The sequence below is a fragment of the Bradyrhizobium sp. USDA 3650 genome, assembly GCF_054057395.1.
Genome location: NZ_JBSRZG010000001.1, coordinates 7,120,641 through 7,146,781 on the forward strand (window position 1 = coordinate 7,120,641; position 26,141 = coordinate 7,146,781).

Genomic DNA, 26,141 nt, shown 5'->3' on the forward strand with positions numbered 1-26,141 from the left:
GTGTTTGGCCTGACAAGATGGTCGGGGACGGGGGACAGCATGAAATTGATGAGAGGTTTAGTCGGCATCGTTTTGGGCTGGTGCCTAGTCGTTGGTGCCAACCTTTCCGCCACGTCGGCAGTGGCCGCCGTCCCGAACATGACGTGTAGAGCCGAGGGGAAGGCCGTGGGAGGACCGGTGCTGCAACAGTACGACGCCACCGATGTCTTCCGTTTCACAGCGGGAAAGCTGTACCATCGGTGGAGCGGCCGAGAAGAATACTTTTACAACGACGTCTCGGAAGTCCAACTCGGCCGCTACGTCTCGGGCCATATGACGTTCGTGCTGGATTACGACAATCGCAGTGGCTACGTCGTCATCGCAGCCAATCCCGATTGGACGGTTCACAACCTGATCTGCAAGCCCTAGCCCGTCCCCATCTTCGCTGGATGGTGGTTCGGCCGAATCTCGGCGCCGTGCCGGCGCATCGACAGCACAAAGGCCCGGCTGGCTGGGGGGCTGATCCGGGCCTTTGAAACTCCGCTCGCGAAGGTGGCTAGTGGGTCAGGATCGCCACCCGGCGAGACGCCGGCTGCACGTTATAAGAAGCACCTGAGTCGGGTGTCCGAATTGAGCCAACATGGCGAACAGTTCACGGTGGGGGCACGGTCATGGCTTCGGCGCGCGCGTCAAATGTCAGCGCCGCGAGACGCTTCCGCTATCGCCTTTTCAACTTCGTCAGCAAGCTGATTCAGATGCTGCGCCAGCCGGTCGAACATGTCCCGCTTTGCGGTGTTGGTCGCAAGGTCGCGGATCAGGCCGGCTTCAGCCGCGTCCCTGCGGAGTTTTTCCAAGCTGGCCTGATAATCCTTCATGTTGAGGTTTCCTCACGAAGCATCAGCCGGTCGTCCCCATTTTCGCCGGATCGTAGTTCGGTCTGATCTCGGCACCGCGCTTTCCGCGCTTTGTGTTCGGCTCGATGTCGCTGAGCTTGACATCATCGCCCCAGGCGTCGGCGCTGATCTCGGTGTGATGGCCGCAGCGGTGACGGCAATAGACCAGGACACCGCGCACGCCCATGGCGCGCATCTCACCGAAGGTGATCTTTTGCGGGTAGGGCATGTTGGCATGGGGACGGCGAATCGCGTTTTACCTGTAAATCGTGGGGAACTAGCCCGCAATCCCTTGAAACGGATGACTTTACGCGCCACCTTGCGCGACCCTGACGGCTTTGACCTAATGGGCGAGTGATTTGGCAGTTTGCTAAATCACGCATGGAAAAGCCGAGCACACTTCGCAGGCGGGCTCGGCTTTCCGTGGCGTTTCTCACAGGAGATGCTTTCGCATGTCCGTCACCACGAAGGAGATCCTAGCGTGGCTAGTCCGGTCGTTCAAGACAACCAACCCCGTAAAACTAAGTTCACATTCGAGGAAGCTGTTGACGTCTGGCTGCGCCGCTGGAGCGGGCAGTACCAGCACGAGATCGCAGCGGCATATGTGATAAATCCGCGCGCCGTGAACCAAGTGCTCAAAGGCGTCACGCACGTCGGCAGCAAGGACGAAGCCGCACAGCGCACCGGGCGCACGGCATAGTCAGCGCGACAACTCGGGCGAGCGGCTCCGGTCGCTCGCCTCCGTTGACCGCCCGAGGAACCGGTTGGAAAAACACGCAGGAAGCGATGGGGGCCGGGCTCGGAGTCGGTCCGCCTATGCAATCAAGGCGGCGAGCCGTTGCCCGTCTTTTCCTGGGGCCTTAGCGACAGGCATCCCGACGATTCGCCGCAACTCTGCCGCCACGCCGTCCAGCACCGCGCGCTTTTCTTTCATCCGCTTACTGTGATTGTAAACCTTGCCGGTCACGGTCGGGACGATGGTCTCAGCCTTCTTGCTCGCGGCATGATCCAGACACTTCGCGATCCAGGCGTCGTCGAACCCGAGATCCCCGGCCAGGGTTGCCGCCGTCCGCCGCAGATCATGCGGCGTGAACGGCTTGAGGCCCAATAGCTCGCAGAGACCCGGCGTCTTGGTCTTATCCTTGTTCTTCTCGTGTTTGGTGCCGCGCAGCGCGTCGGCCATCGCTTTGCGGTGGATCGGCTGACCCTTGTACATGGGGCTCTCGAACACAAACTGCTGGTCTGCGGACGCCAGCGCCTCCTTGATGATTTCAACCGCCAGATCCGAGAGCGGCTGCTGGATCACCCGCCGCTTCTTGACCCGCTTGAGAGGCACCTCCAAGCGCGCATGTTTGCCGTCGAGGTCGGACAGCTCATTCCGATGCGCACCGAGCAGTTCGCGTGAGCGCAGCATGGTGACCAGCTCGAACTTGAGGGCGAGGCGGGTGCGGCGGTCATAGGGCAGATCATTGCGGCCGAGACCACGCCAGAAGATCCTGATCTCGTCCTCAGACAGGACCCGCGTGCGGGGATGCTCAGGGTCGAGCTTCGGCAGGTTGACGCAGGGGCTGGCGGTCACGTAATCGCGGCCTGCCTCGGCCGCCCATTTGAACAGGCCTGAGGCCGCTTTGCGCATATGACGTGCGTTGCTGACGGAGGGCTTGCCGAACTTTCCCTCGACGATGTCGTTCGACAGCGTCGCGATGTCGTGCTTGGTGACGTCTCTCGCGAGCGTTTTGCCAAGCCTCGCACCGAGGAAACGGCGCAGGTGGCTCTCCGTATTTTCCCAAGCCTCCAGCCGGGGCCGCATCTCGCCATCCGGCTTCTTGACTGGCGTCTTCATCCAGTCGATCCGCTCCTCAATGATCTCGGCGACTGTCTTGCCGCGCTTTGCCGCCTTGGCCTTCTGGTCCCGGAAATTCTCGGCGAGGGCCCCGGCAGCCAGTCCCTTGAGACCGTAGACCTTGCTGCGGGCGTCCTCGACCGTAAAAGTCTCGGGATTGTAGACGCCGAGCCAGCCGGTGCGCTGCTTTCCGGTCTGCCGGTCGGTGAACTTGAACGAGAAGGTCGCCACGGCTGCCGTGGTGATGCTGACGTAGAGGCCGGGGCATTTGCGGTCGTAGAACTTGGTACGCTTGGCAACCCGCTTCTCGCACAGGCGGTCTGTCAGGATGACGCTGCTGTTGCGGCCGCGCTTGTCAGCGGGGTCTGCGATGATGGTAGTATCCATGTGGTTTCGGCTCCTAAGGCTTGGGACCAAAGGGCTCGGCTTTGAGGCTTTCAGTTTGTCGTGCGGACGCTGAAAGGCTTAGGGCCGGGCCCTTAATTTGGTGAAGCCCGCTGAAACAGCCTGCATCAGGGTAGTCGAAAAACGCTTCTTTCAAAGTCTTTTGTTAGTTTCGGCGTGTTTCACCGAATGCCAAAATATAGACGTGTGGTCCTGGCCGTCGTTGCTACGGTCAAGCCCTGGCGAATGCGACATCTGCGTCAACCGGCGCGGTGTCGGTGAATTTCGCGAAGGCGAGGGAGGCCAGAAGGAACTCGGCTCCCGGGAGAGCACGGCATAAGCTGTCCGACCATCGCGCAGGGAAGGCCGAGTGATTGGCTACACCTGTATGCTGCTGTGCGGTTTCCTTGCGCTACATTTTCGCGCAGCGGACCGCGGGTGCCAGCCGGCACCCGGCCTTCCCTGTGCCCTCTTGGACAAGAGGGTGGAGTGACGAAGCAAAGCTCGGGCGAAACGCGCCGCGAGGACGCGAAGACGTGTCTGCAATCTGAATGCGAGCTGGAAGAGTGCCGCTGCCGCCTCATGCTCCGTCATTGCGAGCGCAGCGACTTGTCCGCCGAAGCTTTAGCGAAGGCGGAAGCAATCCAGAAATGCATCCGGGAAAATGTCTGGATTGCTTCGTCGCAAGAGCTCCTCGCAATGACAATTTGGAGGCAGTTTCGCTTGATCGCGCTAGGCTTCCCGCATCACCGTCCCGCTGGTGCAGACATCGCGCCGTTGGAATAGCGCGACCAGTCGGGCCCGGTCGGCTGCGACGGCCAGAGCGCGGCGTTGGAGTCGCGCACCGACTGGGTGATGGGATGGGGTTGCGCCTTGCGGACATGACGACGGTCGTTCGCAGCGGCGGTCTGGATCGTGGCGGCGGCAATCAGCGTCGCGCCGAGAATGACGAAAGTCTTTTGCATTGTTTCTTTCTCCCGTGACGACGCCCGGCTGTGAGATGTGTGTTTTGTTTGGTCGCCGTCGCGGCTGACATGGCGATGCGCCCAGCCGATATCAGCGCTCGCGACATCACATTGGGGCGAGCCAATTTTCTAGCCTCGGCTAAATATTCGGCAATCGCGCCCATAGCCCCGATGGACTCGACCTGTGCAATCCGGTTCAATGGGCCAAATTTGGTTTCTGGGCGACAATGATGTCGAAATATCTGCTGGTCCTTCTGCTGATCGCCTCGCCGGCCGTGGCGCAGGTCAAGCTGACCCCAAAAACCTCGGCGGCGCATCCGGACCCCTGCGCGCCGATCGGGCGGACCGCGGACGGCAAGCTGGTCTACTCCATGAAATGCGAGAATTTGCCGGTGCCGCCTCCGCCACCGCAGGCGGAACTGAGGGAGGCGCCGCAGCCCGCCGCCGCGCCGGAGCCTGAGACGCGGCGGAGCGGCGTTTTCGGCTGGTCCTACGACCGCAGGTAACGGGCCGCGCCCCTTGCGCGAAGCCCGACGGAGTGCTCTTTGCCTGAAAATTCCCCGTGGGGCCACCGTCCCCGATCCAGAGAGATGAGATGACCAAACTCGTGATCCGCGCCGGCGACTTCACCTTCGATGCCCGTTTCGAGGAGCAAGCGGCGCCCAAGACTGTCGCCGCGTTCCGCAAGGCGCTGCCGTTCGAAAGCCACATCATCCACGTGCGCTGGAGCGGCGAGGGCGTGTGGATGCCGCTCGGCGACCTCGATTTCGGTGTCGGATACGAGAACCACACCAGTTATCCCGCGCCCGGTCAGATCATCCTCTATCCCGGCGGCATCAGCGAGACCGAGATCCTGATGGCCTATGGCGGCGTGCACTTCGCGAGCAAGATGGGCCAGCTCGCCGGCAACCATTTCATCACGCTGACCTCCGGCCTTGAGAACCTGGCGACGCTGGGCAAGAGCGTGCTGTGGAAGGGCGCGCTGCCGATCCGCTTCGAGGAAGTCTGAGTGACTGGTACCCGCTACCCGCGCGATCTCCGCGGTTACGGCCGCAACCCGCCGCACCCGCAATGGCCCGGCAACGCGCGGGTCGCGGTACAGTTCGTCGCCAATTTCGAGGAGGGCAGCGAAAACAACATCCTGCATGGCGACCCTGCCTCGGAAGCGTTCCTGTCCGACGTGCTCGGCGCACAGCCTTGGCCCGGCCAGCGCCACGCCAATATCGAATCGATGTTCGAATATGGCTCGCGCGCCGGCTTTTGGCGGCTGTGGCGGATATTCAGCGAGCGCAAGTGGCCGACCACCGTGTTCGGTGTCGCCACGGCGCTGAAGCGCAATCCGGAAATCGTAGCTGCCATGAAGGAGGCGGGCTGGGACATCGCCAGCCACAGCCTGAAGTGGATCGAGCACAAGGACATGACCGAGGCGCAGGAGCGCGCGGAGATCGCGGAAGCGATCCGCGTCCACACCGCGGCGACCGGCTCGCGGCCGCTCGGCTGGTATACCGGACGCTCCTCGATCAACACCAACCGTCTGTTGATGGAGGAGGGCGGCTTCCTCTATCTCAGCGATTCCTATGCCGATGATCTGCCCTATTGGGTCAAGGGCGCGAGCGGCAAGCAGCTCGTCATTCCCTACACGCTTGACGCCAACGACATGCGCTTCATCAACCCGCAAGGATTTGCCGAAGGCGAGCAGTTCTTCACCTATCTGAAGGATGCCTTCGACGTGCTCTATGCCGAAGGCGAGGGCGCGCCGAAGATGATGTCGGTCGGCCTGCACTGTCGTCTCGCCGGCCGCCCCGGCCGCGCGGCGGGGCTGATCCGCTTCCTCGACTACATCGGCAAGCACGAGCGCGTCTGGGTGCCGACGCGGTTGCAGATCGCCCAGCATTGGCACGACAAGCTCGCGGGCCTTGCCGACGATGCTTTCGAGATCGGATAGGGAAGCAATGTCACAGATCGCCTTGTCTGATCTCAATGCCGCGAGCTTCGATGATTTCGTGGCCGTACTTGAAAACGTGGTCGAGTACTCGCCTTGGATTGCCCAAGAAGCCGCGGCGCGCCGTCCGTTTGCCGGCATCAATTCACTGCTCGACGCGATCAAGGCGGCGATCGCTAGCGCTGAGCCCGAGGTGCAGCTGGCGTTGATACGCGCGCATCCCGACCTCGCGAACAAGACCCAGCGCGCAGCGGGACTCACGCCTGACTCGACTGCCGAACAGAGCAGCGCTGGTCTAGACCGTCTGTCGGACACCGAATATGCGGCCTTCGAGCGGGCGAACAATGCGTATCGCGAAAAATTTGGTATCCCCTATATCGTCTGCGCGCGCCGGCACACCAAGGATTCCATTCTGCGTGACTTCGAGTCGCGACTGCAGAACATTGCCAAGACCGAGACACGCCGTGCGCTCGAGGAAATCTCCCGCATCGCTGCGCTGCGGCTGGACCAGCTCGTCAGTGCTGACGACAAGCTGAAAGTCCATGGCCGGCTCTCGACCCATGTGCTGGACAACCACGTCGGCAAGCCTGCGCCGGGCATTCCGGTCGAGCTCGTTGAACTCTCCGCACTCGGTGAGAATCGTGTGATCGCGCGCACCATCACTAACGCGGACGGCCGCACTGACCAGCCGTTGATCCGCGGCCGTCCACTTCCGATCGGCCGCTACGAGCTTCGCTTCAGCGTTGCCAAGTATTACGCCGAGCGCAACGTGCAGCTCTCCGACCCGCCGTTCCTCGACGAGATCCCGCTGCGTTTCGCGATCAGCGAGCCGGAAAGCCACTACCACGTGCCGCTGCTGGTCACGCCGTGGAGCTATTCGACCTATCGCGGTAGCTAAACATGTTGCGCGGATGAGGCGACCGCTGCTGCATCCGCTTGCGCCGCAGCTCCTCCGCTCAATCCGTTGAAGAAGGCGTTGAGCAGCACGGAGACGATCGCACAGAGCAGAATGCCGGACTCCAGCAGCGGCTGGAGATCGTGCGGTAAATTCCTGAAGAAGCCCGGTGCGGCGAGCGGGATCAGGCCGAAGCCGATCGAGATCGCGACGATGAAGAGATTGTAGCGATTGGTGCGGAAGTCGACCGAGGTGAGGATGCGTGCGCCGGTCGCGGCGACCATGCCGAACATCACGAGGCCGGCGCCGCCGAGCACGACCAGCGGCACGGCCTCGACCAGCGCGGCGAGCTTCGGCAACAGGCCGAGCACGAGCATGATGCAGCCGCCCGTGATCGTGACCCAGCGCGAGCGCACGCCTGTGACCGAGACCAGGCCGACATTCTGCGAGAACGACGTGTACGGGAACGTGTTGAAGATGCCGCCGAGCAGCGTGCCGACGCCTTCGCGCAGGCCCCGGCTCAGGGCTTCGCGGTCGACCGTCTTGCCGGTGATGTCGCCGAGCGCGAGGAACATGCCGAGCGACTCGATCATCACCACGATCATGACGACGCACATGGTGATGACAGGCACCAGATGGAATTGCGGCATGCCGAAGCGGAACGGAATCACGAGCGCGCCCCAGGACGCCGCAGCCACCTTGTCGAAATGCATCACGCCCAGAATGGTCGCGAGCACGGCGCCGGCGATGATGCCAAGCAGCACGGAGACGTTGGCGAGAAAGCCGGTGCCCCATTTGATCAGGCCGAGAATGAACAGCAGGACGAACAGCGAGATGCCGAGCCCCTGCAGCTGTCCGTAGGCCGGATTGGGAAAGCTGCCGGCGACGCCGTCGACCACCTTCGTCAGCGTCGGCAGGCCGCCGCCCGCCCAGTTGATGCCGACCCGCATCAAGGAGATTCCAATGACGAGAATGATGCTGCCGGTGACGACGGGTGGGAACAGCGGCAGTAGCCGGCTGACGAACGGCGCCGCGACGATGCCGAACAGGCCGGCCGCGATCACCGAACCGTAGATGCCGAGCAGGCCGATGTCAGGCGCGCTCGCCATCGACAGCATCGGACCGACGGACGCGAAGGTCACGCCCATCATCACGGGCAGGCGGATGCCGACGCCGGCGAAGCCGAGACATTGCACCAGCGTCGCAAGCCCGCAGGCGAACAGATCGGCGCTGATCAGGAAGGCGACCTCCTCCGGCGGCAGCTTCAGCGCGCGCCCGATGATCAAGGGCACCGCGACCGCGCCGGCATACATCACCAGCACATGCTGCAGCCCGAGCGCCAGCAGGCGCGGGGCCGGCAAGACCTCGTCGACGGGATGCACTTCGCTGCTCATGGATCAATCCCCCGAAAGATGCCTATCCAAACTTATCGTGCAGCGCCGGAAACAGCCGGTCCGGCTTGAAGGGCGGCGCCGTGAAGCGGATGCCGGTGGCATCGGCGATCGCGTTGCCGAGCGCGGCGGCGACCGGATTGTACGGACTCTCGCTCATCGACTTCGCCCCCAGCGGGCCGATCGTGTCGGAGGTCTCGGCGAAGAAGACCTCGGTGCGGGGCACGTCGGCGAACGAGGGAAGATGGTAGTCGCGAAATTTGGGGTTGACGACGCGGCCGTCGGCATCGATCACCATCTCCTCGTAAAGCGCGGCACCGAGCGCCTGCGCGATACCGCCTTCGACCTGACCGCGGCACTGCATGGGATTGGCGACGACGCCGGCGTCCGCCGCATGCACGCTCCTGAGAATCCGGAGCTCGCCGGTGCCCTTGTTCACGGCGACGCGAAAGCCTTGCACGTTGAAGCCGACCGAACGCGGCGTGCCGCCGGAACTGCCGGCGCCCGCGAACGGCTGTCCGCGTTCGCGCGCGAGCTTGGCCAGTTCCACAAAGGACATCCGCCGCACACCACTGACGACGGCTTCGCTCTCGAGGGTGCAGCTGCCGACGTCGCAGAGCCATGCGCCGGCGGCGGCCGCCTTCAGCTCGGTCGCAAGCTGCATGGCCGCGGCATGCGTCGCCTTGCCGGCGACGAACATGCCGGCGCTGCCATAGGCGCCGGTGTCGTGGCCGCCATGGGCGGTGTCGGACTGGCGCAGGCGGATGCGGTCGACGGTGGTCGCAAGCGTCGTCGCCGCGATCTGCCGGTGCACGGTGCTGGTGCCGTTGCCGAATTCGGCGGTGCCGACCGTGAGGTCGAAGCTGGCGTCGTCGTTGAGCGTGACCATCGCATCCGCGAGATGGCCCGCCGGGGGCACCGTGTCGATCATGGTCAGCGCGATGCCGTCGCCGATCAGCCACTCCGGCGACAGGCCCGGCTGCGGGCCATCAGCCTGCATCGCGCGCTCGACGAGGTCGAGGCACTGGTCGAGCCCGTAGGAGCCGTAGAGCACGTCGTGGAATTCCGATGGCGGCGGTGACCGCATGGGGTCGCCGGGCTTGACGACATTGCGCCGGCGCATCTCGTAAGGACTGACGCCGAGCTGCCTTGCCAGTTCGTCGATCGCGGCCTCGACTGCGATCAGTGTTTGCGGCAAGCCATACCCGCGAAACGCGCCTGCCGGCACCGTATTGGTGTAGACCGCGTAGCCGTCGACCCGCTTGTTCGGGCAATTGTAGACGCTGATGGATTCGGCCAGCGAGTGGAACATCACCGGGCCGGCATGATTGCCGTAGGCACCGGTGTTGGAGAGCACGTCGAGCTGAAGCGCGGTGAGCTTGCCGTTCGCGGCTGCACCGGCCTTGACGTGGACCCGCATCGGATGCCGCGTCGAGGTTGCGATGAACTGCTCCTCGCGGGTGAGCTCCAGCTTCACCGCCCGTCCGGTCTTGAGCGCGGCGAGCGCCAGAATGTCCTCGACGAACATCTCCTGCTTGCCGCCGAAGCCGCCGCCGACGCGCTCGCAGAAGACGCGGACCCTGTCCATGGGAAGCTCGAAGATATCGGACAGCGCACGCCGGGTCAGGAACGGCACCTGCGTCGAGGTGCGGACATTGAGCACGCGCGAAGCATCGAGCCAGGCCAGGCCGCCGTGGGTTTCCAAAGCGGCATGCTGCACACGGTGACTATTGAAGGTGCCCTCGAAGGTGACGGCAGATGTCGCCAGCGCAGCCGCCACGTCGCCGAATTCGCCATGCGTTTCCGCGGCGAGGTTGCGCTGGGCGTCGGCAACACGGTTCGCGGTGGTGCGGTCGGGATGAATGACGGGCGCGCCGGGCGCCATCGCCTGCTCCGGATCGACCAGCGCGGGCAATATCTCGTAACTGATCTTCAACCGGCGGCAAGCGTCCTCGGCGGCGGCTTCGCTGTCTGCCACGACGGCGGCGACCTTCTGGCCGATGAAGCGGACGATGTCGTCGAGGACACGGGTGTCCTCGGGATCCATCCAGTCCTGCTCATGCCGCGCGGTCGACATCATAGTGGTTGGCGCATCCTCATGCGTCAGCACCGCGTGGACGCCGGGAACGCTCAGTGCTTCCGACTTGTCGATCGCGACGATCCTCGCGTGGGCGTGCGGTGAACGGAGCAGCTTGATATGCAGCAGGCCGTCGATCTGCGTGTCGAACGTGTAGCGCGCCTTGCCGCGCACGACATCGGGCCCGGCCGGCGCCGGCAGGCTGCGGCCGAATGCGGCGCCGGCCTCGACGTTCGCCTCGATATTGGTCTTGCCGAGCAACGCATCCTCGATCGAACGATAGCCGGTGCAGCGGCAGATACTGCCCTTCAAAGCCGCGCCGAGATCGGTGCGCTGCGCCTGGTTCAGCGAGGCGCAGGTCACGATCATGCCGGCGGTGCAGAAGCCGCATTGAAAGCCCTGCGCATCAAGGAATGCCTGCTGCATCGGATGCGCGCCGCTGTCACCGCCGAGGCCTTCGATCGTCGTGACCGTGCGCCCGTCGGCGCGGAAGGCCGGGATCAGGCAGCTATGCACCGGCTCGCCGTCCAGCAGCACGGTGCAGGCGCCGCAATCGCCGGCGTCGCAACCCTTCTTCACGCCGAAATGGCCGAGCTCGCGCAGGAATGTGCGCAGGCACTGGCCGGCGCGTGGCTCCTGCGAAAACGGCTTGCCGTTGACCTCGAAGCTCATGACGACGGTGCTCCGAGGAGTTCGTCGCGGATCTCTTCGGCAAGCCGCAGTGTCATGTGCTTGCGCCAGAGCGGCTTGCCGTGGATGTCGGTGTGGTAGAGATCGTCCGTGATCTGTTGCGCGATGGCGCCGCGAAGCGCTGTCACGTCAGGGGCCTCGCGAAAGGACAACCGGATCGGCCGTACCGTCGAGGCGGTCACCGTGAGCGTCAGCATGCCAGCGGCATCCAGACTGCCGATCAGGAGCGCCGCCGAGCGGCCGACCGGCGCCAGCGAGATCTGGCGGAAGGCCGTACGACGCTTCAGCGCGGCGATCGGAATATCGATCTGCCGGAGCAGGTCGCCCGGCGCCAGAAGGTTACGCTGGTTGCCGGTGACGAAGTCGACGACGGGCATCATCTGTTCGCCGCCACCGGCCTTCCAGATGGTGCAGATGCCCTCGAGCGCAGCGGTGAGCGAGATCATCGGTCCCGCCGGCAGCGACATGCAGAGATTACCGCCGACGGTCGCCGTCTTCCAGATCTTGAACGAAGCAAGGAAGGCGCGGCAGCACTGGTTGATCAGCGGCGCCGCGAACCAATCGGGTGGGCAGACGAATCCATCGAGCTGCGCAACGGTGCAGGTGGCCGCGATGCTGAAATGGCTCTCGGTGACTGTCAGAGCCGGCCACTTGAGGTCGGTGAGATCGATGAGCCGAGTCAGGTTAACTTGCGGCTCTGAGAACAGCCAGGTGCCGCCCGCGAGCCAAGCATCGCCTGGCGTCCAAACGGGCAGCTGCGCGCGCGTTTGCGGATGGGCCACCGCTGTGATGGTATTCAAGTCCATGGCGACGCCAACGCTTCCAACGAGTGAATCGAGCCAGGAGAAAGTCTTGCAAGACGAGCGCCAAGTCGCAACAACAAGTCGCGGTAAAAGTGCAATCAGGCCGGCCCCTGCCTTGCAGGCCTGTCGTCGGCGGATGTGAGGAGGAGCAGGTTGATGAGCGACGCAAAGCCGATCTGGATCAGGGATCCCCTGGCTATCCTCGCCGATGGCGCCAAGCGCGGGATCGTGGTGAAAGGCGGCCGGATAGTCGAGCTGGTGCCGGCCGGCGCTGCGCCTGCAACCGCCGACGTCGCGGTGTTTGACGCTGGCGACCACGTCGTGCTGCCGGGCCTCATCAACACCCATCACCATTTTTACCAGACGCTGACGCGGGCGCTGCCCGCGGCGATGGACCGCGAGCTGTTTCCCTGGCTCCAGGCGCTCTATCCGGTGTGGGCGAAGCTGACGCCTGAAGCTCTCGAGCTCAGCGTCACCGTGGCGATGTCCGAACTGCTGCTGTCGGGCTGCACCACCACGACGGATCATCACTACGTATTTCCGGCAGGCCTCGAAGACGCCGTCGATATTGAGGTGGCGGTGGCCAGGCGGCTCGGCGTGCGCGTGCTGCTCACGCGCGGCTCGATGAACCTGTCGCAGCGCGACGGCGGTCTGCCGCCCGATAGCGTCGTACAGGATGAGGACACCATCCTCGCGGACAGCGCGCGCGTGGTCGCCAGGCACCACCAGCGCGGCGCGGATGCGATGGTGCAAATTGCGCTTGCCCCTTGCTCGCCGTTCTCGGTGACGACGTCCCTGATGCGCGCCACCGCCGATCTGGCCGACAAGCTCGACGTGCGCCTGCACACCCATCTTGCCGAGACCGAGGACGAGAACAAATTCTGCCAGGAGATGTATGGCTGCCGTCCGCTCGACTATCTCGAGCAATGCGGCTGGCTCAATGCGCGGACGTGGCTCGCCCATGGCATCTTCTTCAACGCGGACGAGATGAAGCGGCTCGGCAAGGCGAAGACGACGATCAGTCATTGCGCCTGCAGCAATCAGCTCCTGGCCTCCGGCTGCTGCCCGGTCTGCGAGATGGAGGAGGCCGGTGTCGGCATCGGCATCGGTGTCGATGGCTCCGCCTCGAACGACGGATCGAACCTGATGCAGGAGGTGCGGGCCGCGTTCCTGCTGCAACGGGCGCGTTATGGGGTAACGAAGGTCAGTCACAAGGATGCGCTGCGCTGGGCCACCAAGGGCTCGGCGGCCTGTGTCGGTCGGCCGGAACTCGGCGAGATCGCCGTCGGCAAGGCGGCCGATCTCGCGCTGTTCAGGTTGGACGAGCTACGCTTCTCCGGCCATGGCGATCCCCTGGCCGCACTGGTGCTGTGCGGGGCGCATCGGGCGGACAGAGTGATGGTGGCGGGGAAATGGGCCGTGATGGGCGGCGCGATCCCCGGCCTGGATGTCGCCGATCTGATCAGCCGGCACAGTTCCGCGGCGCGAGCGATGCAGGCGGGTTAGTCAGCAAAATAGAAAGAGGGGGCGACCACAAGTGCCGGGTGCTTCTGGCCACCCCCTCCGAACCTGTTCCGGGAGGAGCAGGTGATTTAGACAAAGCAAGAAGCGTGCTACTTGCCCGGCAGCTTGTCGTCGATGCCCTTGACGTAGAAATTCATGCCGAGGATCTGGCCGTCGTCGAGATTGGCGCCGCCCTTGCACTCGACCGGCTTGCCGTCCTGCCCAAGGACCGGGCACTTGAACGGATGCAGCTTGCCCGCGGTGATCGCGGCCTGGGCATCCTCGGCGATCTTCTTCACGTCGTCAGGCATGTTGGTGTAGGGCGCCATCGCGAACATATGGCTGTCGAGGCCGCCCCAACTGTCCTCGGATTTCCAGGTTCCGTCGAGCTCGGCCTTGACCCGGGCGATGTAGTAGGGACCCCAGGTATCGAGGATCGAGGTCAGCTGGGTCTTCGGCCCGAACTTGATCATCTCGGAATCCTGGCCGAAGGCGAGCTTGCCGCGTTCGCTGGCGATCTGCATTGCCGCCGGCGAATCCGTGTGCTGCATGATGACGTCGGCGCCCTGGTCGATCAGCGCCTTGGCGGCGTCGGCCTCCTTGCCCGGGTCGAACCAGGTGTTGGCCCAGATGATCTTGACCTTGATGTTCGGGTTGATGGTCTGCGCGGCGAGGATCGTCGCGTTGATGCCGGAGACGACCTCGGGAATCGGGAACGAGCCGATATAGCCGAGCACGCCGGACTTCGACATCTTGGCCGCGATCAGGCCCTGGATGTAGCGGCCTTGGTACCATTTGGCCGAATAGGTCGACATGTTCGGGTTGCGCTTGTATCCGGTCGCGTGCTCGAAATGCACGTTCGGATATTTCTTCGCGACCTTCAGCGTCGGATCCATGTAGCCGAATGAGGTGGTGAAGATCAGCTTGTTGCCGGCGCGGACGAGCTGCTCGATCGAGCGCTCGGCGTCGGGGCCTTCAGGCACGTTTTCGAGAAAAGTGGTCTCGATCTTGTCGCCGAGCTCCTTCACCAGCGCCTGGCGTGCCAGCTCATGCTGATAGGTCCAGCCGAGGTCGCCGACCGGGCCGAGGTAGATAAATCCGACTTTCAGCTTGTCGGCGGCGGAGGCTGCGCTGACGCTCCCGGCAAGCAAGAGCCCGGCAGCCAGCGCAAGAAGTGATTTCCTCATTATCAATCTCCAAACATCAGGGGAAAGCCACGATCCCCAACGTGCGCGCCCCATCGCGCACGCCGCGGAAATGAAACGCTAGCGGTCCGGCACGAACACGGTGCCGAGTGCAGCCGGCGCCGTCGATCCGCCCGTGCGCGCGCGGGAGAGCAGGACCAGGACGATGACAGTCGCAAGATACGGCAGCGCCGACATCAACTGCGAGGGAATGCCGACGCCCCAGCCCTGCGCGTGCAGCTGCAGGATCGTCACCGCGCCGAACAGATAGGCGCCGACCACGAGGCGGCCCGGCCGCCAGGACGAGAACACCACCAGCGCCAGCGCGATCCAGCCGCGGCCTGCGGTCATGCCTGGAATGAAGAACGGCGTATAGGCGAGCGGCAGGTAGGCGCCGGCAAGCCCGGCGCAGGCGCCTCCGAACATCACGGCGATGGTTCTGATGCGCAGAACGGGGTAGCCGAGCGCATGCGCGGAGACGTGGTTGTCGCCGCAGGCGCGCAGGATCAATCCCGACCGCGTGCGGTACAGGAACCACCAGACGCCGGCGACCAGCGCCAGCGAGAAATAGACAAAGGCGTCCTCGCCGAACAGCACGCGGCCGACCAGCGGAATATCCGTGAGGCCGGGAATGTAAAGATGCGTTGCCGGCGTGATGCGCTCGCCGACGAAACCGGCGCCGATCAGGCCGGAGAGCCCCACGCCCAGGATGGTCAGCGCCAGCCCTGTCGCAACCTGGTTGACCGCAAGCCCGAGCGCCATCAATGCCAAGACCAGTGACATCAATGTGCCGGCGACGATGCCGAACAGCGCGCCGATGAAGATCGAGCCGGTCAGCCACGCACCTGCAAAGCCACATGCGGCGCCGACGATCATCATGCCCTCGACGCCGAGATTGAGCACGCCGGAGCGCTCGGTCACGAGCTCGCCGGTCGCCGCGATCAGGAGCGGCGTCGAGGCGGCGAGCACTGCGAGAATGATGGCTTCAATGAGTTCCACGAGCCACCTGTCGGTTCGGGAAGACCAGCTTGAAGCGGTAGAGAATGAGGGAATCGCAGGCAAGCACGTAGAACAGCAGGATGCCCTGAAAAACCTTGGTGACGTCCAACGGGATCTTCATCGCGATCTGCGCCTGCTCGCCGCCGATAAAGGTCAATGCGAGAAAAAGGCCTGCAATTAATATTCCAAGGGGATTCAACCGGCCGAGAAAGGCGACGATGATCGCGGTAAAACCGTAACCCGGCGAGATGCCGGGCTGGAGATGCCCGACCGGACCCGCGACCTCGATGATGCCGGCGAGACCCGCCAGCGCGCCCGAGACGGCGAAGGTCAGGATGATCAACTGGTTGGAATTGAAGCCGCCGAACCGCGCGGCGCGAGGCGCCGCACCGACCACGCGAATTTCGAATCCCTTGATAGTGCGTCCGAGCAGGATCGCCGCCGCGGCGACGACAAGGAGCGCGATGATGGAGCCGAGATGCAGCCGGCCGCCTTCAATCAGCAGCGGCACCGTTGCGACGGGATCGAACTCGGCCGTGGTCGGGAAGTTGAAACCGTGCGGATCGCGCCAGGGGCCGCGCACGAGATAGTCGAGGAAGAGATCGGCGACATAGACCAGCATCAGGCTGGTCAGGATCTCGCTGGCGCCGAACTTCACCTTGCAGATTGCCGGGATCAGTGCGTAGAGCGCGCCCGCCGCGGCGGCGAGCACCAGCATGATCGGCAGCACCCAGACGCCGGCGTCGGTGCCCTGCGTCTTCACCGCAATCCAGCTTCCGGCGACTGCGCCAATCAGGAACTGCCCTTCGGCGCCGATGTTCCAGGCATTGGCGAGATAGCAGAGCGACAGCCCGATCGCGATCATCACCAGCGGTGTCGCCTTCACCGCGATTTCCTGGAGCGAATAGCTGTCGGTCAAAGGCGCGATGAAATAGGCGTGCAGGGCAAGCAGCGGATTCTTGCCGAGAATCGCGAACAGGATGACCATGGTCACGATCGTGAGGCCGATCGCGATCAGCGGAGAGATCAGCGCGATCGTGTTGGAGCGCTCGGCGCGCTTCTCAAGCACCAACTGCATGCGCGGCTTCCTTCGGCTCCAGCGTGCTGCCGCCCATCAACAGGCCGAGTTTTTCGCGCGTCGCCTCGCTGGTGGCGAGCGGCGCAGACAGATGGCCATGGAACATCACGGCGATGCGGTCGGCGATTTCCGCGAGCTCGTCGAGATCCTGGCTGGTGACGAGCACGGCGGCGCCTGCGGTTGCGAGATCAAGCAGCGCCTGGCGGATGACGGCGGCAGCGCCGGCGTCGACGCCCCAGGTCGGTTGGCTCACCACCAGCACCGCGGGATTGCGCAGGATCTCGCGTCCCACAATGAACTTCTGCAAATTGCCGCCGGAGAGGGATGCTGCTTCCGGATCGCGCTTGGCCTTGCGGACGTCGAACGTCTCGGTTGCGCGGTCGACGGTCTTCAGAGTGGCCGCGGTATCGATGAAGCCGTGATGGACCATGCCGCTGGCGGCGTGCCCGGTGAGCAGCGCGTTCTCCGAAAGCTTCATGCGCGGCGCGGTGCCGTGGCCGAGCCGCTCCTCGGGAACGAAGGCCGCGCCGAGCTTGCGGCGCTGCGTGATCGAGAGATGGCCGGCAGCAAGGCCTTCGATCACGATCGTGCCGGGATCCTTCGACAGGCGTTCGCCGGACAGCGCGGCGAACAGTTCGTCCTGGCCGTTGCCGGCGACCCCGGCGATGCCGAGGATCTCGCCGCCTTTCAGCTCGAACGAGATGTGCTCGAGTCGCACGCCATGCGCCTCGCCGGGGGCGAGCGAGAGGTCGTTGACGACGAGGCGCGGCACGGTGGTCTGCCGGCCGGCGGCCGCCTTCACCTCCTTGATCTCGCCGCCGACCATCATGCGCGCGAGCGAAGCGGCGGTCTCAAGCCTGGGATTGCAGGTCTCCACCTTCTTGCCGCCGCGCAGGATCGTTGCCGTGTCGCACAGCCGCTTCACCTCTTCGAGCTTGTGGCTGATGTAGAGGATGGCGCGGCCTTCGGCCTTGAGCCGCTCCAGCACGATGAAGAGCTGGTCGGCTTCCTGTGGCGTCAGCACTGCGGTGGGCTCGTCAAGGATCAGGAATTGCGGATCCTGCATCAGCGCGCGCACGATCTCGATGCGCTGGCGTTCGCCGACTGACAATTGCCAGACCTCGCGTTTGGGATCGAGCGGCAATCCATACGTCTTCGACACCTGCTCAAGCCGCGCCGACATGTCTTTGAAGGATTCTTTCCCGTCGAGGCCGAGCGCAACGTTCTCGGCGACGGTGAGATTGTCGAACAACGAGAAATGCTGGAACACCATGCCAATGCCGCGGCTGCGCGCTTCCGAGGGGCCGGACAGCAGGATCGGCTGGCCCTGCCAGAAAATCTGGCCATCGCTGGGCTGGATCAGCCCGTAGATCGCCTTGACCAGCGTCGACTTGCCGGCGCCGTTCTCGCCGAGCAGCGCGTGAATTTCCGTTGGCCAGATATCGATGTCGATGGCATCGTTGGCGAGGAAATCGCCATAGCGCTTGGTGAGCCCGACCGTCCTGAGGAGCGGGGACTCGCCGGAATGCAGGCTGTTAGCCGTGGGATCCAACATTCGCTGATGCGCTTGCATGGGGTGAAGTGCCTCAATACTGGGCTAGTTTGAACCGCCGCGTAAGGTGTGAAAAAGCGTCATCCCTTGCTCAACGCTTCGGCAGCCAAGTGGTGTCGGCGAGTCGCGGCTCTCGCTGGGCGGCGATCGTCCTCAAATGCCTGCCGAGCAGCCTCTGCAGTCCCGACTTGCGTGCGACGCGTGTTGCAAATTTGTGACGGCTCAAGCCAAATCGGAACCCGCTATGCAGGCTTGGCGTGAAGTTAAGCAGAGACGCGCCATCACGCGTATGCATTTGCGAACACCGCGACAGTAGCTCCGGCCCATCTTGTTTGCCTCGTCCGCTCGACATGAAAAGGCGAGCGAAATCAAACGGGAATATCCGGCAATGGCCGCTCTCGCCCGACCGTGTGGCGGTGAGGCTTGGCCTTCCAAATCCGCCGGAGAAACGCAGCGCCCTGTGCAAACAAGCGGCATGCCTTGAAACAAGTTGAGGCTTCTCACTCCGGGAGATCGGCGCAAGTGTCGCACCCAAGGGACGTTCATTTTTACGTGTCCAAACTTGGGGGTATTCGGATGTCGTTTCGTATGAAGGCAGTTGCGGCGGCGGCGCTGTCACTTGCTACGCTCGCTACCGGTGGCATGGCTCAGGCAGCCGACTTGCCGGTCAAGGCTGCCAAGAAGGCGGCTGACCTTCCGTTCTTCCTGGTGATCGACGACCGCGTCACCTTCTCCTACATTTTCAATGCCTCGCAGCCCGGTGCATTCACCAACACCAACGGCGTGATCAACGCCAAGACGACGAAGCAGGTCTACTCCTTCACCCACTTCGATGCCTGGACTTACGGCACCAACTTCTTCACCATCTCGATGTTCAAGTCGGACCACAACGATCCGGCAGGCCCCTGCACCGCCACAGGCGTGGTCGTTTCGCCGGCTGCAGGGTTCGCAGCGACGCCGACGAGCTGTGCCGGTGCGACGGAAATCTACGGCCTTTTCCGCTCGACCTTCGGCTGGAACGAAATCTTCAACACCAAGGCCTTCACGCAGGGGCCGCTGCATAACATCTCGTTCGAGGTTGGCATGGATGCCAACACGGAGAACCGGTATTTCGGCGCCGCCAAGCGCGACGTTGTCGCTGGTCTGCAGTTCGCCTTCGATCTACCCTATAAGGGCTACTTCAACGTCGCGCCGCTGGTGTACTGGGAGTTCGCCAACCACAACTCCTTCTCGCAGTGCGGCGCCGGCTGGTCCGCTCCGTGTATTGCCGACGGCAACACGTCGTTCAAGCCGACCTGGGCGATCGAAACCAACTACTACATGGACCTCGGTTTCCTGCCGCAGAACATGCAGTATTTCTCGATCAGCGGCCGCGCGGCGTGGTACGGCAAGAAGGGCACCGACACCGAGCCACTTCCCGCCAGCGTCGCCAACGGCGTCTATCCCACCAAGGTCGAGTTCAACTCCGAGCCGATCCGCCTGACCCTCGATGCCTCGAAGGCGATTTGGGGTGAGAAGTACTCGCACTTCGTCGACGTCTGGGTCGCCTACCGCTATTGGCAGAACAAGTTCGGCCTCGATCACAACAACGCCGTGGCCTGCACCACCCTGGCCGGTGGCGCGAGGGTGAGCACCGGCTCCTGCACCGAGTCCTCGCTCTACTCCGGTATCACTGTGAAGTTCTAGCCACCTGACAGGCTTCAGGTGAACGACGATGGCGCCGCGTCAAACCTCCGCGGCGTCATCTTCGTTTGGGGGATGGGCTGGGTACCGTCAGGCGGCCCTTCGGTGAGTGCGGGGCAAGGCCCGCTCGGCGCCGTCTACTTCGTCCACACGCCATCGTGCAGCGCTTCGGCCTCGTCTTCGAGCAGCGGCCCTGCAACCTGGGTCGGCCGCTGGCCGCTGGCAAAAACCTCGCGACATGGCAGGTCGAGGGTCGGGTTCTCCGGATGATCGCCGGTGATGCCGCGCAGGCGGTGCTCGCTGAGGCCATAGACGACACGGCCGATGCCGGCCCAGTAGATCGCGCCGGCGCACATCGCGCAGGGCTCGGCGGAGGAATAGAGCGTAGCCCTCGCCAACACCTCGCGGCCGAACGTGCGGCAGGCCTGCGTCGCGGCGAGGCGCTCGGCATGCGCGGTGCCGTCGTGATCCGGCATGTAGCCGTTCTCGGCCTCGATCAGCACCTTGCCCTCGGCATCGACAACGATGCAGCCGAAAGGATGGTTGCCGTGGGTGAGAGAACGGCGGGCGACCACAAAAGAAAGGCGGAGGAAGTGCTCGTCACGCTCGGACCCGCCGCTCATCGCTCTCCCCTGGTCAATGCCCCGCCATATGCCGGCCGACCACGGTGAGATCGGCTTCGCTGGTCCGTGCTTCATACACGAATTCGCCGTGGAACATCACCACCAGCCGATCGGAGAGTTCAAGGAGTTCGTCGAGGTCCTCGCTGACCAGCAGCACCGCGGCGCCGCGGTTGCGCGCGGCCATGATCTCGGCATGGATTTGCGCCACCGCCGCGAAATCGAGCCCGAAACAGGGATTGGCTGCGATCAGCACCTCGACGTCGCCGCCGAGCTCGCGGGCCAGCACGGCGCGCTGGACGTTGCCGCCCGACAGTGCCGAGATCGGCGTGTCGGGCGTGCGGGTCTTGATCTTGTACTGGGCGATCTTCTTCCTGGCGTCGACGCGGAAGGCACCGCGGTTGAGCCACCAGCCGAGGCTAGCGAAAGGCGCGCGGTCGAACTCGCGAAAGGCGATGTTGTCGGCGACGCTCATGCCGCCGACACAAGCGTTCTTCAGCGGCTCCTCCGGCAGGAGTGACATGTTATGCCGCCGCATCTCCTCGCGGCTGGCGTGATAAGGATCGCCGGCGACACGGATCTCGCCACTCTCGGCTGCGCGCTGCCCGGCCAGCACCTCGACGAGCTGGCGCTGGCCGTTGCCGGAGACGCCGGCGATGCCGACGATCTCTCGCCGGCACGGACCGTGAGGGAGACATCATGAACGGCGATGGCGCCGACGTCGTCGAGCGCGCGCATCTTCGCCAGCTCCAGCCTCGCCTTGCCGGCCTCTCCGATGCGAGGCGGCTGCACCGTCAGCTCCTCGGCGCCGATCATGGTGCGCGCCATCGCGTCCGGCGTCAGTTCGGAAACCTTGCCGGCGCCGGCGAGCTTGCCGCGGCGCAGGATCGTGACGTCGTCGGCGAAGGCCATGACCTCGCGGAACTTGTGCGTGATCATCAGGATGGTCAGCTCGCCCTTGACGACCATGTCACGAAGCATGCCGAGCACCTCGTCGGCTTCCGCAGGCGTCAGCACTGATGTCGGCTCGTCCAGGATCAGGAAGCGGCGCTTCAGGTAGAGCTGCTTGAGGATCTCGCATTTCTGGCGCTCGCCCGCGGAGATGTCGGAGACTTTTGCGCTGAGCGGTACCTTGAATGGCATGCGCGCGAGAAAGCCCTCGAGCTCCTTCATCTCTTTCGGCCAGTTCACCACGGCCGGCACGTCATCGCGCGCCAGCACCAGATTTTCGGCGACTGTCATCGCCGGCACCAGCGTAAAGTGCTGGTAGACCATGCCGAGGCCGAGGGCGTGGGCGTCCTTCGGATTGCCGATCGCCTGCTCGCGGCCCCCGACGAGGATGTCGCCCTCGGTGGCGTGATAGTAACCCATGATGCATTTGACCAGGGTCGACTTGCCGGCGCCGTTCTCGCCGAGCAGCGCATGGAACGAACCCGGCCGCACTTTCAACGCGACATTGTCCAGCGCCAGGAAATCACCGAAGCGCATGGTCATGGCGATGGCATCGACGCCGAAGGCGCCCGATGGCGGCGGCGTTTCGCCGACGATCACGAAATTGCTCCGATGAAGGCGTCGGAGGTCGAGACCGCGCCGAACACGCCGCCCTGCATCTTGATCATCTTCAGCGCGTGGTCGTGGTTGCTCTTGTCGGTGGCACCGCAGCAATCGTGCAGCAGCACGCATTCGAAGCCGCGGTCGTTGGCCTCGCGCATGGTTGTGTGAACGCAGACGTCGGTGGTGATCCCAGTGAGCACGATGTTCTCGATGCCGCGTACCCGCAGGATCAGCTCCAGATCGGTGGCGCAGAACGAGCCCTTGCCCGGCTTGTCGATAATGGGCTCGCCGGGCAGCGGCGCGAGCTCCGGGATGATGTCCCAGCCGGGCTCGCCGCGCACCAGGATGCGGCCGCAGGGTCCGGGATCGCCGATGCCGGCGCCGATCTGCCGGGACCGCCAGCGCTTGTTGGCAGGCAAATCCGAGAGATCGGGACGGTGGCCTTCGCGGGTATGAATGATGTGAAAGCCTTGGCCCCGCATTGCCGTCAGCAGTCTCCTGATCGGCTCGATCGGCGCCCGCGTCAGTGAGAGGTCGTAGCCCATCTTGTCGACGTAGCCACCGACGCCGCAGAAATCGGTCTGCATGTCGATGATGATGAGCGCGGTATTTTCGGGACGCAGATCGCCGTTATAGGGCCACGCATAGGGCTCGGACTTGATGGTGCGCTCGGGCATGATTCGGCTCTCTAGCGGGTGATCGACAATTCGGCCGGGGCTCCGGTCAGCGTGCGCTTCGGCGAGCAAGTGATGATCATGATCGCCAGCGTCAGGATGTAGGGTGCGGCGTTGAAGAGGTGGTAGCCGGAGGTGACGCCGACCGATTGCAGCGCCGGGCCCAGCGCCGCGGCGCCGCCAAAGGCAAGCGAGGCCCACAGACACAGCAAGGGGTCCCAGCGTGCGAAGATCACGAGCGCCACGGCCGTGATGCCCTGCCCCGAGGACAGGCCTTCGTTCCAGCTTCCGGGATAGAACAGCGACAGGAAGGAGCCGCCGATGCCGGCCAGGAAGCCGCCGACCATGGTCGCGCGCAGGCGGATCAGCAGCACGGAGTGGCCCATCGCACGCGCGGCGTCCGAACTCTCGCCGGCGGTGCGGATCAGGAGGCCCCAGCGCGTGGTCCGGAAGGCCCAGTAGAGAATTGGCGCGAGCGCGACGCCGATCAGGAACAGCACGTTAACCCGTAGCGCCGCGCGCACCTGCGGAATGTCGCTCCACCAGCCGAAATCGATTGCGGGCAGTCGAGGTGCCGTCGGCTCGATCAACGGTTTGCCGAGGTAGAAAGCTAGGCCGGTGCCGAACAACATCAGCGCGATGCCAACCGCGACGTCGTTGACACGCGGCAGCGAGCAGATGCCGGCATGCAGCGCGCCCAGAAGCGCGCCGGTGAAGCCAGCGGCGAGCACGCCCAGCCACGGCGATCCCGTGAGGTAGGAAATGCCGTAGGCGCTCATCGCGCCCATCACCAGCGTGCCTTCGAGGCCGAGATTGATGCGGCCGGAGCGCTCGGTGATGCATTCCCCCAGGCTCACGAACAGGAACGGGGTCGAGACGCGAATGGCGCCGCCGAGCACGGCGAGCGGGACAGTCCAGAGTCCGATCGAGCCGTCTGCCATTTCAGGACTTTCCCTTCAGAAATCCGATGCGGCCGTAGAGCGCATCGCTCGCCAGCACGAAGACGAAGATGATGCCTTGCAGCACCAGCACGGATGCATCCGGCAATCCGAGGCGGCGCTGCAACAGCCCGCCGCTGGCGCTGATACCACCGAGTAGGATCGCGACGGGGATAATGGCGAGCGGATTTTGCCGCGCCAGGAAGGCAACGAGAATTCCGGTGAAGCCGTAGCCTGCGGCGAGGTTGGCGTTGGTGCGCCCCTGCACGGCGGCGACCTCGACCATGCCGGCAAGGCCCGCGGCGCCGCCGGCGAGGAAGCAGATGGTCAGGATCAGCTTGCTGACATTGAGGCCGACGATCTTCGCAGCGCGGATGTTGCCGCCGGCAACACGCGCGGCGAAGCCAAACACGGTGTGATAGATCAGGATGTAGGCGGCGACCGCGGCGATCAGGCCGAATACGAGACCCCAATGCACGTCGGTGCCGGGTATCGATCCGATCATGTTGGCGGCGCCGATCTCGCGGGTCGACGGCTTGTTGAGGCTCGCGGGGTCGCGCATCACGCCTTCGACGAGATGGTTAAGGACCGCGAGCGCGATGTAGACGAGCAGCAGGCTCGAGATCGTCTCGTTGACGCCGCGATATTGCCGCAGCGCGCCCGAGAGCATCACCCAGAGGCCGCCGCCGATCACGCCCGCGATGACCATGGCGATCTGCACGATGAGCGGCGGCATGCCCTGAAGCACCAGTGCCGCGCTGGTTGCCGACAGCGCGCCGACCAGAAGTGCGCCTTCGCCGCCGATGATAACCATGCCGAGCTGCGCGGGCAGCGCCGTGCAGAGTGCGGTAAGGATCAGCGGTGCCGCGCGCGTCAGCGTGTTCTGCCATGAGAACCAGGTGCCGAACGCGCCGTAGTACATGTAGAAATAGAGGTCGAGCGGGCTCTTGCCGAACATCGCGACGAAGATGCCGAAGACCCCGAGTGCGCCGGCCAGCGCCGCGCCCGGGATCAGGATATATTCGATCGCTCCGCCGTAACGCTGGAGGAATCCCGGATCGGCGGCCGGGGCAACCGTCCCGACCGCTTCAACGGGATCTGCAGCTTCCGTCGTCACGAAGTCGCCCCGACCACGCCCTCCACGAGATAGTCCATCTTCTCGAGCTCGGGGTCCTTCTGGCCGCGATCGGTGCCGGCCGCGATCACCGTCTTGCCCTTGTTGTCGACCAGCCCTCCCTTGAAGATGGCGTAGCCGTCACCGGACAAGAACTTGGCCTTGACGTCGTCAGCGTGCTTGCGCGCCTCGGCGGAGACCGCTTCGCCATACGGCGAGGTCTTGACGATCTCTTCCTTGAGGCCGCCGCGATAGAAGTTCGGGATACTCTCGCCGGCGGCGATCATCTTGACGAACTTGGGATACAACGCTTCCCAGTTCCACTCGGCTCCCGTGAGATACGCTTTTGGCGCGAGCGGCGACTGGTTGACGTGATAGCCGCACACCATGGCGCCCCGACGCGCGGCGTTCTCGACCATGGTCTTCGGACCGTCGACATGGCAGGTCAGCACGTCGACGCCCTGGTCGATCAGGCTGTTGGTGGCCTCGGCTTCCTTGACCGGCATCGACCAGTCACCGGTGAAGATCACCTGCGTGGTGGCCTTGGGATTGGCAAGCCTCGCGCCGAGCGCGAAGGCGTTGATGTTGCGCAGCACTTGCGGGATCGGCTTGGCGGCGACGAAGCCGAGTTTGCCGCTCTTGGAGCTGTAGCCGGCGACGATGCCCGAGATATATTGGGCTTCGTCGATATAGCCGAAATAGCTGCCGGCGTTCTTCGGGTCCTTGTCGCTCCACAGGCCGCCGCAGTGCTCGAAGTGCAACTTCGGGAATTTGTTGGCCATCTTGACCATGTGCGGATTGTAGTAACCGAACGAGGTCGGGAAGAGCAGGGTGGCACCGTCGAGATTGATCATGGACTCGATCGTCTTCTCGACCGCGTCTGTCTCCGGCACCTTCTCTTCTTCCACGACCTTAAGGCCGGGAATCTTCTTCAGCGCCGCCGCGCCCTGCGCATGCGCCTGGTTGTAGCCATAGTCGTCGCGCGAGCCGACATAGATGAAGCCGATCGTCGTCTCGGCCGCGAAGGCCGGGCGGGCGCCGGCCGCCGCGCCGAGGGTGAGAGCCGCGCCGCCCTGCAACAAATGACGTCGTGAGATCCTGCCAAATTCCATTGCTTGCTCCCCTTGGCGGATGCACCGCCTCATCTCGCGCTGCGCCGGTCTGGCGGAGCACGAGATCAATTGTCGCAAGCTTCGTGCCAGAGATAACCGAGAGACAGTTTCTAATTAAGCCATTGAAAGTAATTAGTTATTTTTATCGATCCGAGCTTGATCAGGAAAGCAACAGATGAAATTATAAGCAGTTTTTTGTAATTGTATGCAATGGAGTTAAGCAGTTTTGACCGGCTTGGACATGTGCATGACGAGGGCCGGGTGGTCT

The 26,141-nt window shown here is 64.1% G+C and carries 24 protein-coding genes and 1 pseudogene; 8 read left to right on the forward strand and 17 right to left on the reverse strand.

The window, feature by feature from the left end; all coding sequences use genetic code 11:
- Window positions 1-165: 165 nt before the first annotated feature.
- Entirely contained in the window at window positions 166-408 is a 243-nt protein-coding gene (locus tag ACVIN2_RS33470) for a hypothetical protein (RefSeq protein ID WP_456768869.1), read from the forward strand.
- 260 nt (window positions 409-668) lie between these two features.
- On the opposite strand, the gene ACVIN2_RS33475 is transcribed toward ACVIN2_RS33470, so the two are convergent.
- On the reverse strand, window positions 669-854 hold the full coding sequence (locus ACVIN2_RS33475) for a hypothetical protein (protein WP_456768870.1): 186 nt from the start codon (window positions 852-854) through the stop codon (window positions 669-671).
- Window positions 855-876: 22 nt separating this feature from the next.
- Window positions 877-1,101 carry a hypothetical protein gene (locus ACVIN2_RS33480; protein WP_456768871.1) on the reverse strand — a complete coding sequence of 75 codons (225 nt, stop codon included), beginning with the start codon at window positions 1,099-1,101 and terminating at the stop codon, window positions 877-879.
- Window positions 1,102-1,353: 252 nt separating this feature from the next.
- Here ACVIN2_RS33480 and ACVIN2_RS33485 point away from each other — a divergent pair, with 252 nt between their 5' ends.
- Window positions 1,354-1,572 carry a hypothetical protein gene (locus ACVIN2_RS33485; protein ID WP_084777614.1) on the forward strand — a complete coding sequence of 73 codons (219 nt, stop codon included), beginning with the start codon at window positions 1,354-1,356 and terminating at the stop codon, window positions 1,570-1,572.
- Window positions 1,573-1,686: 114 nt separating this feature from the next.
- On the opposite strand, the gene ACVIN2_RS33490 is transcribed toward ACVIN2_RS33485, so the two are convergent.
- The gene (locus ACVIN2_RS33490) at window positions 1,687-3,102 is read right to left on the reverse strand and encodes a tyrosine-type recombinase/integrase (RefSeq protein WP_456768872.1); all 1,416 of its coding nucleotides are present in this window, start codon (window positions 3,100-3,102) and stop codon (window positions 1,687-1,689) included.
- Window positions 3,103-3,845: 743 nt separating this feature from the next.
- Window positions 3,846-4,064, reverse strand: coding sequence for a hypothetical protein (locus ACVIN2_RS33495; RefSeq protein WP_456768873.1), 219 nt, complete (start codon window positions 4,062-4,064; stop codon window positions 3,846-3,848).
- Between the two features lie 227 nt (window positions 4,065-4,291).
- Here ACVIN2_RS33495 and ACVIN2_RS33500 point away from each other — a divergent pair, with 227 nt between their 5' ends.
- From ACVIN2_RS33500 to uraD, 4 genes are all read left to right on the forward strand, one after another.
- Window positions 4,292-4,570 carry a hypothetical protein gene (locus tag ACVIN2_RS33500; protein ID WP_456768874.1) on the forward strand — a complete coding sequence of 93 codons (279 nt, stop codon included), beginning with the start codon at window positions 4,292-4,294 and terminating at the stop codon, window positions 4,568-4,570.
- Window positions 4,571-4,659: 89 nt separating this feature from the next.
- Window positions 4,660-5,073: a DUF3830 family protein gene (locus ACVIN2_RS33505; protein WP_007601448.1), complete on the forward strand. Its 414-nt coding sequence runs from the start codon at window positions 4,660-4,662 to the stop codon at window positions 5,071-5,073.
- Window positions 5,074-6,009 (forward strand): allantoinase PuuE, encoded by a 936-nt coding sequence (gene puuE / locus ACVIN2_RS33510; RefSeq protein WP_456768875.1) that lies wholly within the window; start codon window positions 5,074-5,076, stop codon window positions 6,007-6,009.
- A gap of 7 nt (window positions 6,010-6,016) precedes the next feature.
- Window positions 6,017-6,904 (forward strand): 2-oxo-4-hydroxy-4-carboxy-5-ureidoimidazoline decarboxylase, encoded by an 888-nt coding sequence (gene uraD, locus ACVIN2_RS33515; protein ID WP_456768876.1) that lies wholly within the window; start codon window positions 6,017-6,019, stop codon window positions 6,902-6,904.
- Here uraD and ACVIN2_RS33520 read toward each other — a convergent pair.
- The 3 genes from ACVIN2_RS33520 to ACVIN2_RS33530 are packed head-to-tail and all read right to left on the reverse strand — an operon-like array spanning window position 6,901 to window position 11,865.
- Window positions 6,901-8,295 carry a nucleobase:cation symporter-2 family protein gene (locus ACVIN2_RS33520; protein WP_456768877.1) on the reverse strand — a complete coding sequence of 465 codons (1,395 nt, stop codon included), beginning with the start codon at window positions 8,293-8,295 and terminating at the stop codon, window positions 6,901-6,903. The genes uraD and ACVIN2_RS33520 overlap by 4 nt on opposite strands.
- Before the next feature lie 22 nt (window positions 8,296-8,317).
- On the reverse strand, window positions 8,318-11,041 hold the full coding sequence (locus ACVIN2_RS33525; RefSeq protein ID WP_456768878.1) for a molybdopterin-dependent oxidoreductase: 2,724 nt from the start codon (window positions 11,039-11,041) through the stop codon (window positions 8,318-8,320).
- Window positions 11,038-11,865, reverse strand: coding sequence for an FAD binding domain-containing protein (locus tag ACVIN2_RS33530; RefSeq protein WP_456768879.1), 828 nt, complete (start codon window positions 11,863-11,865; stop codon window positions 11,038-11,040). The genes ACVIN2_RS33525 and ACVIN2_RS33530 overlap by 4 nt, the downstream gene beginning before the upstream one ends.
- A gap of 153 nt (window positions 11,866-12,018) precedes the next feature.
- On the opposite strand from ACVIN2_RS33530, the gene ACVIN2_RS33535 reads away from it, so the two are divergent.
- Window positions 12,019-13,368, forward strand: coding sequence for an 8-oxoguanine deaminase (locus tag ACVIN2_RS33535; protein ID WP_456768880.1), 1,350 nt, complete (start codon window positions 12,019-12,021; stop codon window positions 13,366-13,368).
- A gap of 107 nt (window positions 13,369-13,475) precedes the next feature.
- On the opposite strand, the gene ACVIN2_RS33540 is transcribed toward ACVIN2_RS33535, so the two are convergent.
- The 4 genes from ACVIN2_RS33540 to ACVIN2_RS33555 all read right to left on the reverse strand — a co-directional run bounded on the left by ACVIN2_RS33540 (window position 13,476) and on the right by ACVIN2_RS33555 (window position 18,181).
- Complete coding sequence (locus ACVIN2_RS33540) at window positions 13,476-14,552, reverse strand: BMP family ABC transporter substrate-binding protein (RefSeq protein ID WP_027566587.1); 1,077 nt, start codon at window positions 14,550-14,552, stop codon at window positions 13,476-13,478.
- Between the two features lie 78 nt (window positions 14,553-14,630).
- On the reverse strand, window positions 14,631-15,548 hold the full coding sequence (locus tag ACVIN2_RS33545) for an ABC transporter permease (protein ID WP_456768881.1): 918 nt from the start codon (window positions 15,546-15,548) through the stop codon (window positions 14,631-14,633).
- Window positions 15,535-16,626: an ABC transporter permease gene (locus ACVIN2_RS33550; protein WP_456768882.1), complete on the reverse strand. Its 1,092-nt coding sequence runs from the start codon at window positions 16,624-16,626 to the stop codon at window positions 15,535-15,537. The genes ACVIN2_RS33545 and ACVIN2_RS33550 overlap by 14 nt, the downstream gene beginning before the upstream one ends.
- Window positions 16,610-18,181 (reverse strand): ABC transporter ATP-binding protein, encoded by a 1,572-nt coding sequence (locus ACVIN2_RS33555; RefSeq protein ID WP_456768883.1) that lies wholly within the window; start codon window positions 18,179-18,181, stop codon window positions 16,610-16,612. The genes ACVIN2_RS33550 and ACVIN2_RS33555 overlap by 17 nt, the downstream gene beginning before the upstream one ends.
- Before the next feature lie 573 nt (window positions 18,182-18,754).
- On the opposite strand from ACVIN2_RS33555, the gene ACVIN2_RS33560 reads away from it, so the two are divergent.
- Window positions 18,755-19,864: a hypothetical protein gene (locus ACVIN2_RS33560; RefSeq protein ID WP_456768884.1), complete on the forward strand. Its 1,110-nt coding sequence runs from the start codon at window positions 18,755-18,757 to the stop codon at window positions 19,862-19,864.
- Window positions 19,865-19,998: 134 nt separating this feature from the next.
- Here ACVIN2_RS33560 and ACVIN2_RS33565 read toward each other — a convergent pair whose 3' ends face one another.
- From ACVIN2_RS33565 to ACVIN2_RS33590, 6 genes and pseudogenes are all read right to left on the reverse strand, one after another.
- Entirely contained in the window at window positions 19,999-20,484 is a 486-nt protein-coding gene (locus ACVIN2_RS33565; protein ID WP_456768885.1) for a nucleoside deaminase, read from the reverse strand.
- A 13-nt stretch (window positions 20,485-20,497) separates the two neighbouring features.
- A pseudogene (locus ACVIN2_RS33570) lies at window positions 20,498-22,032 on the reverse strand (ABC transporter ATP-binding protein).
- A complete protein-coding gene (gene biuH, locus ACVIN2_RS33575) occupies window positions 22,029-22,712 on the reverse strand; it encodes a biuret amidohydrolase (protein ID WP_456768886.1) in 684 nt (227 codons plus the stop codon). Before biuH ends, ACVIN2_RS33570 begins: the two are co-directional and overlap by 4 nt.
- Before the next feature lie 11 nt (window positions 22,713-22,723).
- On the reverse strand, window positions 22,724-23,650 hold the full coding sequence (locus ACVIN2_RS33580) for an ABC transporter permease (RefSeq protein WP_247403033.1): 927 nt from the start codon (window positions 23,648-23,650) through the stop codon (window positions 22,724-22,726).
- 1 nt (window position 23,651) lies between these two features.
- Window positions 23,652-24,764 carry an ABC transporter permease gene (locus ACVIN2_RS33585; protein ID WP_456768887.1) on the reverse strand — a complete coding sequence of 371 codons (1,113 nt, stop codon included), beginning with the start codon at window positions 24,762-24,764 and terminating at the stop codon, window positions 23,652-23,654.
- Window positions 24,761-25,873 carry a BMP family ABC transporter substrate-binding protein gene (locus ACVIN2_RS33590; protein WP_456768888.1) on the reverse strand — a complete coding sequence of 371 codons (1,113 nt, stop codon included), beginning with the start codon at window positions 25,871-25,873 and terminating at the stop codon, window positions 24,761-24,763. The genes ACVIN2_RS33585 and ACVIN2_RS33590 overlap by 4 nt, the downstream gene beginning before the upstream one ends.
- Window positions 25,874-26,141: the final 268 nt, after the last annotated feature.

Coding starts and splice junctions, on each gene's coding strand:
- ACVIN2_RS33475 (WP_456768870.1), bottom strand. CDS start 854: ATGAAGGATTATCAGGCCAGCTTGGAAAAACTCCGCAGGGACGCGGCT.
- ACVIN2_RS33480 (WP_456768871.1), bottom strand. CDS start 1,101: ATGCCCTACCCGCAAAAGATCACCTTCGGTGAGATGCGCGCCATGGGC.
- ACVIN2_RS33490 (WP_456768872.1), bottom strand. CDS start 3,102: ATGGATACTACCATCATCGCAGACCCCGCTGACAAGCGCGGCCGCAAC.
- ACVIN2_RS33495 (WP_456768873.1), bottom strand. CDS start 4,064: ATGCAAAAGACTTTCGTCATTCTCGGCGCGACGCTGATTGCCGCCGCC.
- ACVIN2_RS33500 (WP_456768874.1), top strand. CDS start 4,292: ATGATGTCGAAATATCTGCTGGTCCTTCTGCTGATCGCCTCGCCGGCC.
- ACVIN2_RS33505 (WP_007601448.1), top strand. CDS start 4,660: ATGACCAAACTCGTGATCCGCGCCGGCGACTTCACCTTCGATGCCCGT.
- uraD (WP_456768876.1), top strand. CDS start 6,017: ATGTCACAGATCGCCTTGTCTGATCTCAATGCCGCGAGCTTCGATGAT.
- ACVIN2_RS33520 (WP_456768877.1), bottom strand. CDS start 8,295: ATGAGCAGCGAAGTGCATCCCGTCGACGAGGTCTTGCCGGCCCCGCGC.
- ACVIN2_RS33525 (WP_456768878.1), bottom strand. CDS start 11,041: ATGAGCTTCGAGGTCAACGGCAAGCCGTTTTCGCAGGAGCCACGCGCC.
- ACVIN2_RS33530 (WP_456768879.1), bottom strand. CDS start 11,865: ATGGACTTGAATACCATCACAGCGGTGGCCCATCCGCAAACGCGCGCG.
- ACVIN2_RS33535 (WP_456768880.1), top strand. CDS start 12,019: ATGAGCGACGCAAAGCCGATCTGGATCAGGGATCCCCTGGCTATCCTC.
- ACVIN2_RS33540 (WP_027566587.1), bottom strand. CDS start 14,552: ATGAGGAAATCACTTCTTGCGCTGGCTGCCGGGCTCTTGCTTGCCGGG.
- ACVIN2_RS33550 (WP_456768882.1), bottom strand. CDS start 16,626: ATGCAGTTGGTGCTTGAGAAGCGCGCCGAGCGCTCCAACACGATCGCG.
- ACVIN2_RS33555 (WP_456768883.1), bottom strand. CDS start 18,181: ATGTTGGATCCCACGGCTAACAGCCTGCATTCCGGCGAGTCCCCGCTC.
- ACVIN2_RS33560 (WP_456768884.1), top strand. CDS start 18,755: ATGTCGTTTCGTATGAAGGCAGTTGCGGCGGCGGCGCTGTCACTTGCT.
- ACVIN2_RS33565 (WP_456768885.1), bottom strand. CDS start 20,484: ATGAGCGGCGGGTCCGAGCGTGACGAGCACTTCCTCCGCCTTTCTTTT.
- biuH (WP_456768886.1), bottom strand. CDS start 22,712: ATGCCCGAGCGCACCATCAAGTCCGAGCCCTATGCGTGGCCCTATAAC.
- ACVIN2_RS33580 (WP_247403033.1), bottom strand. CDS start 23,650: ATGGCAGACGGCTCGATCGGACTCTGGACTGTCCCGCTCGCCGTGCTC.
- ACVIN2_RS33590 (WP_456768888.1), bottom strand. CDS start 25,873: ATGGAATTTGGCAGGATCTCACGACGTCATTTGTTGCAGGGCGGCGCG.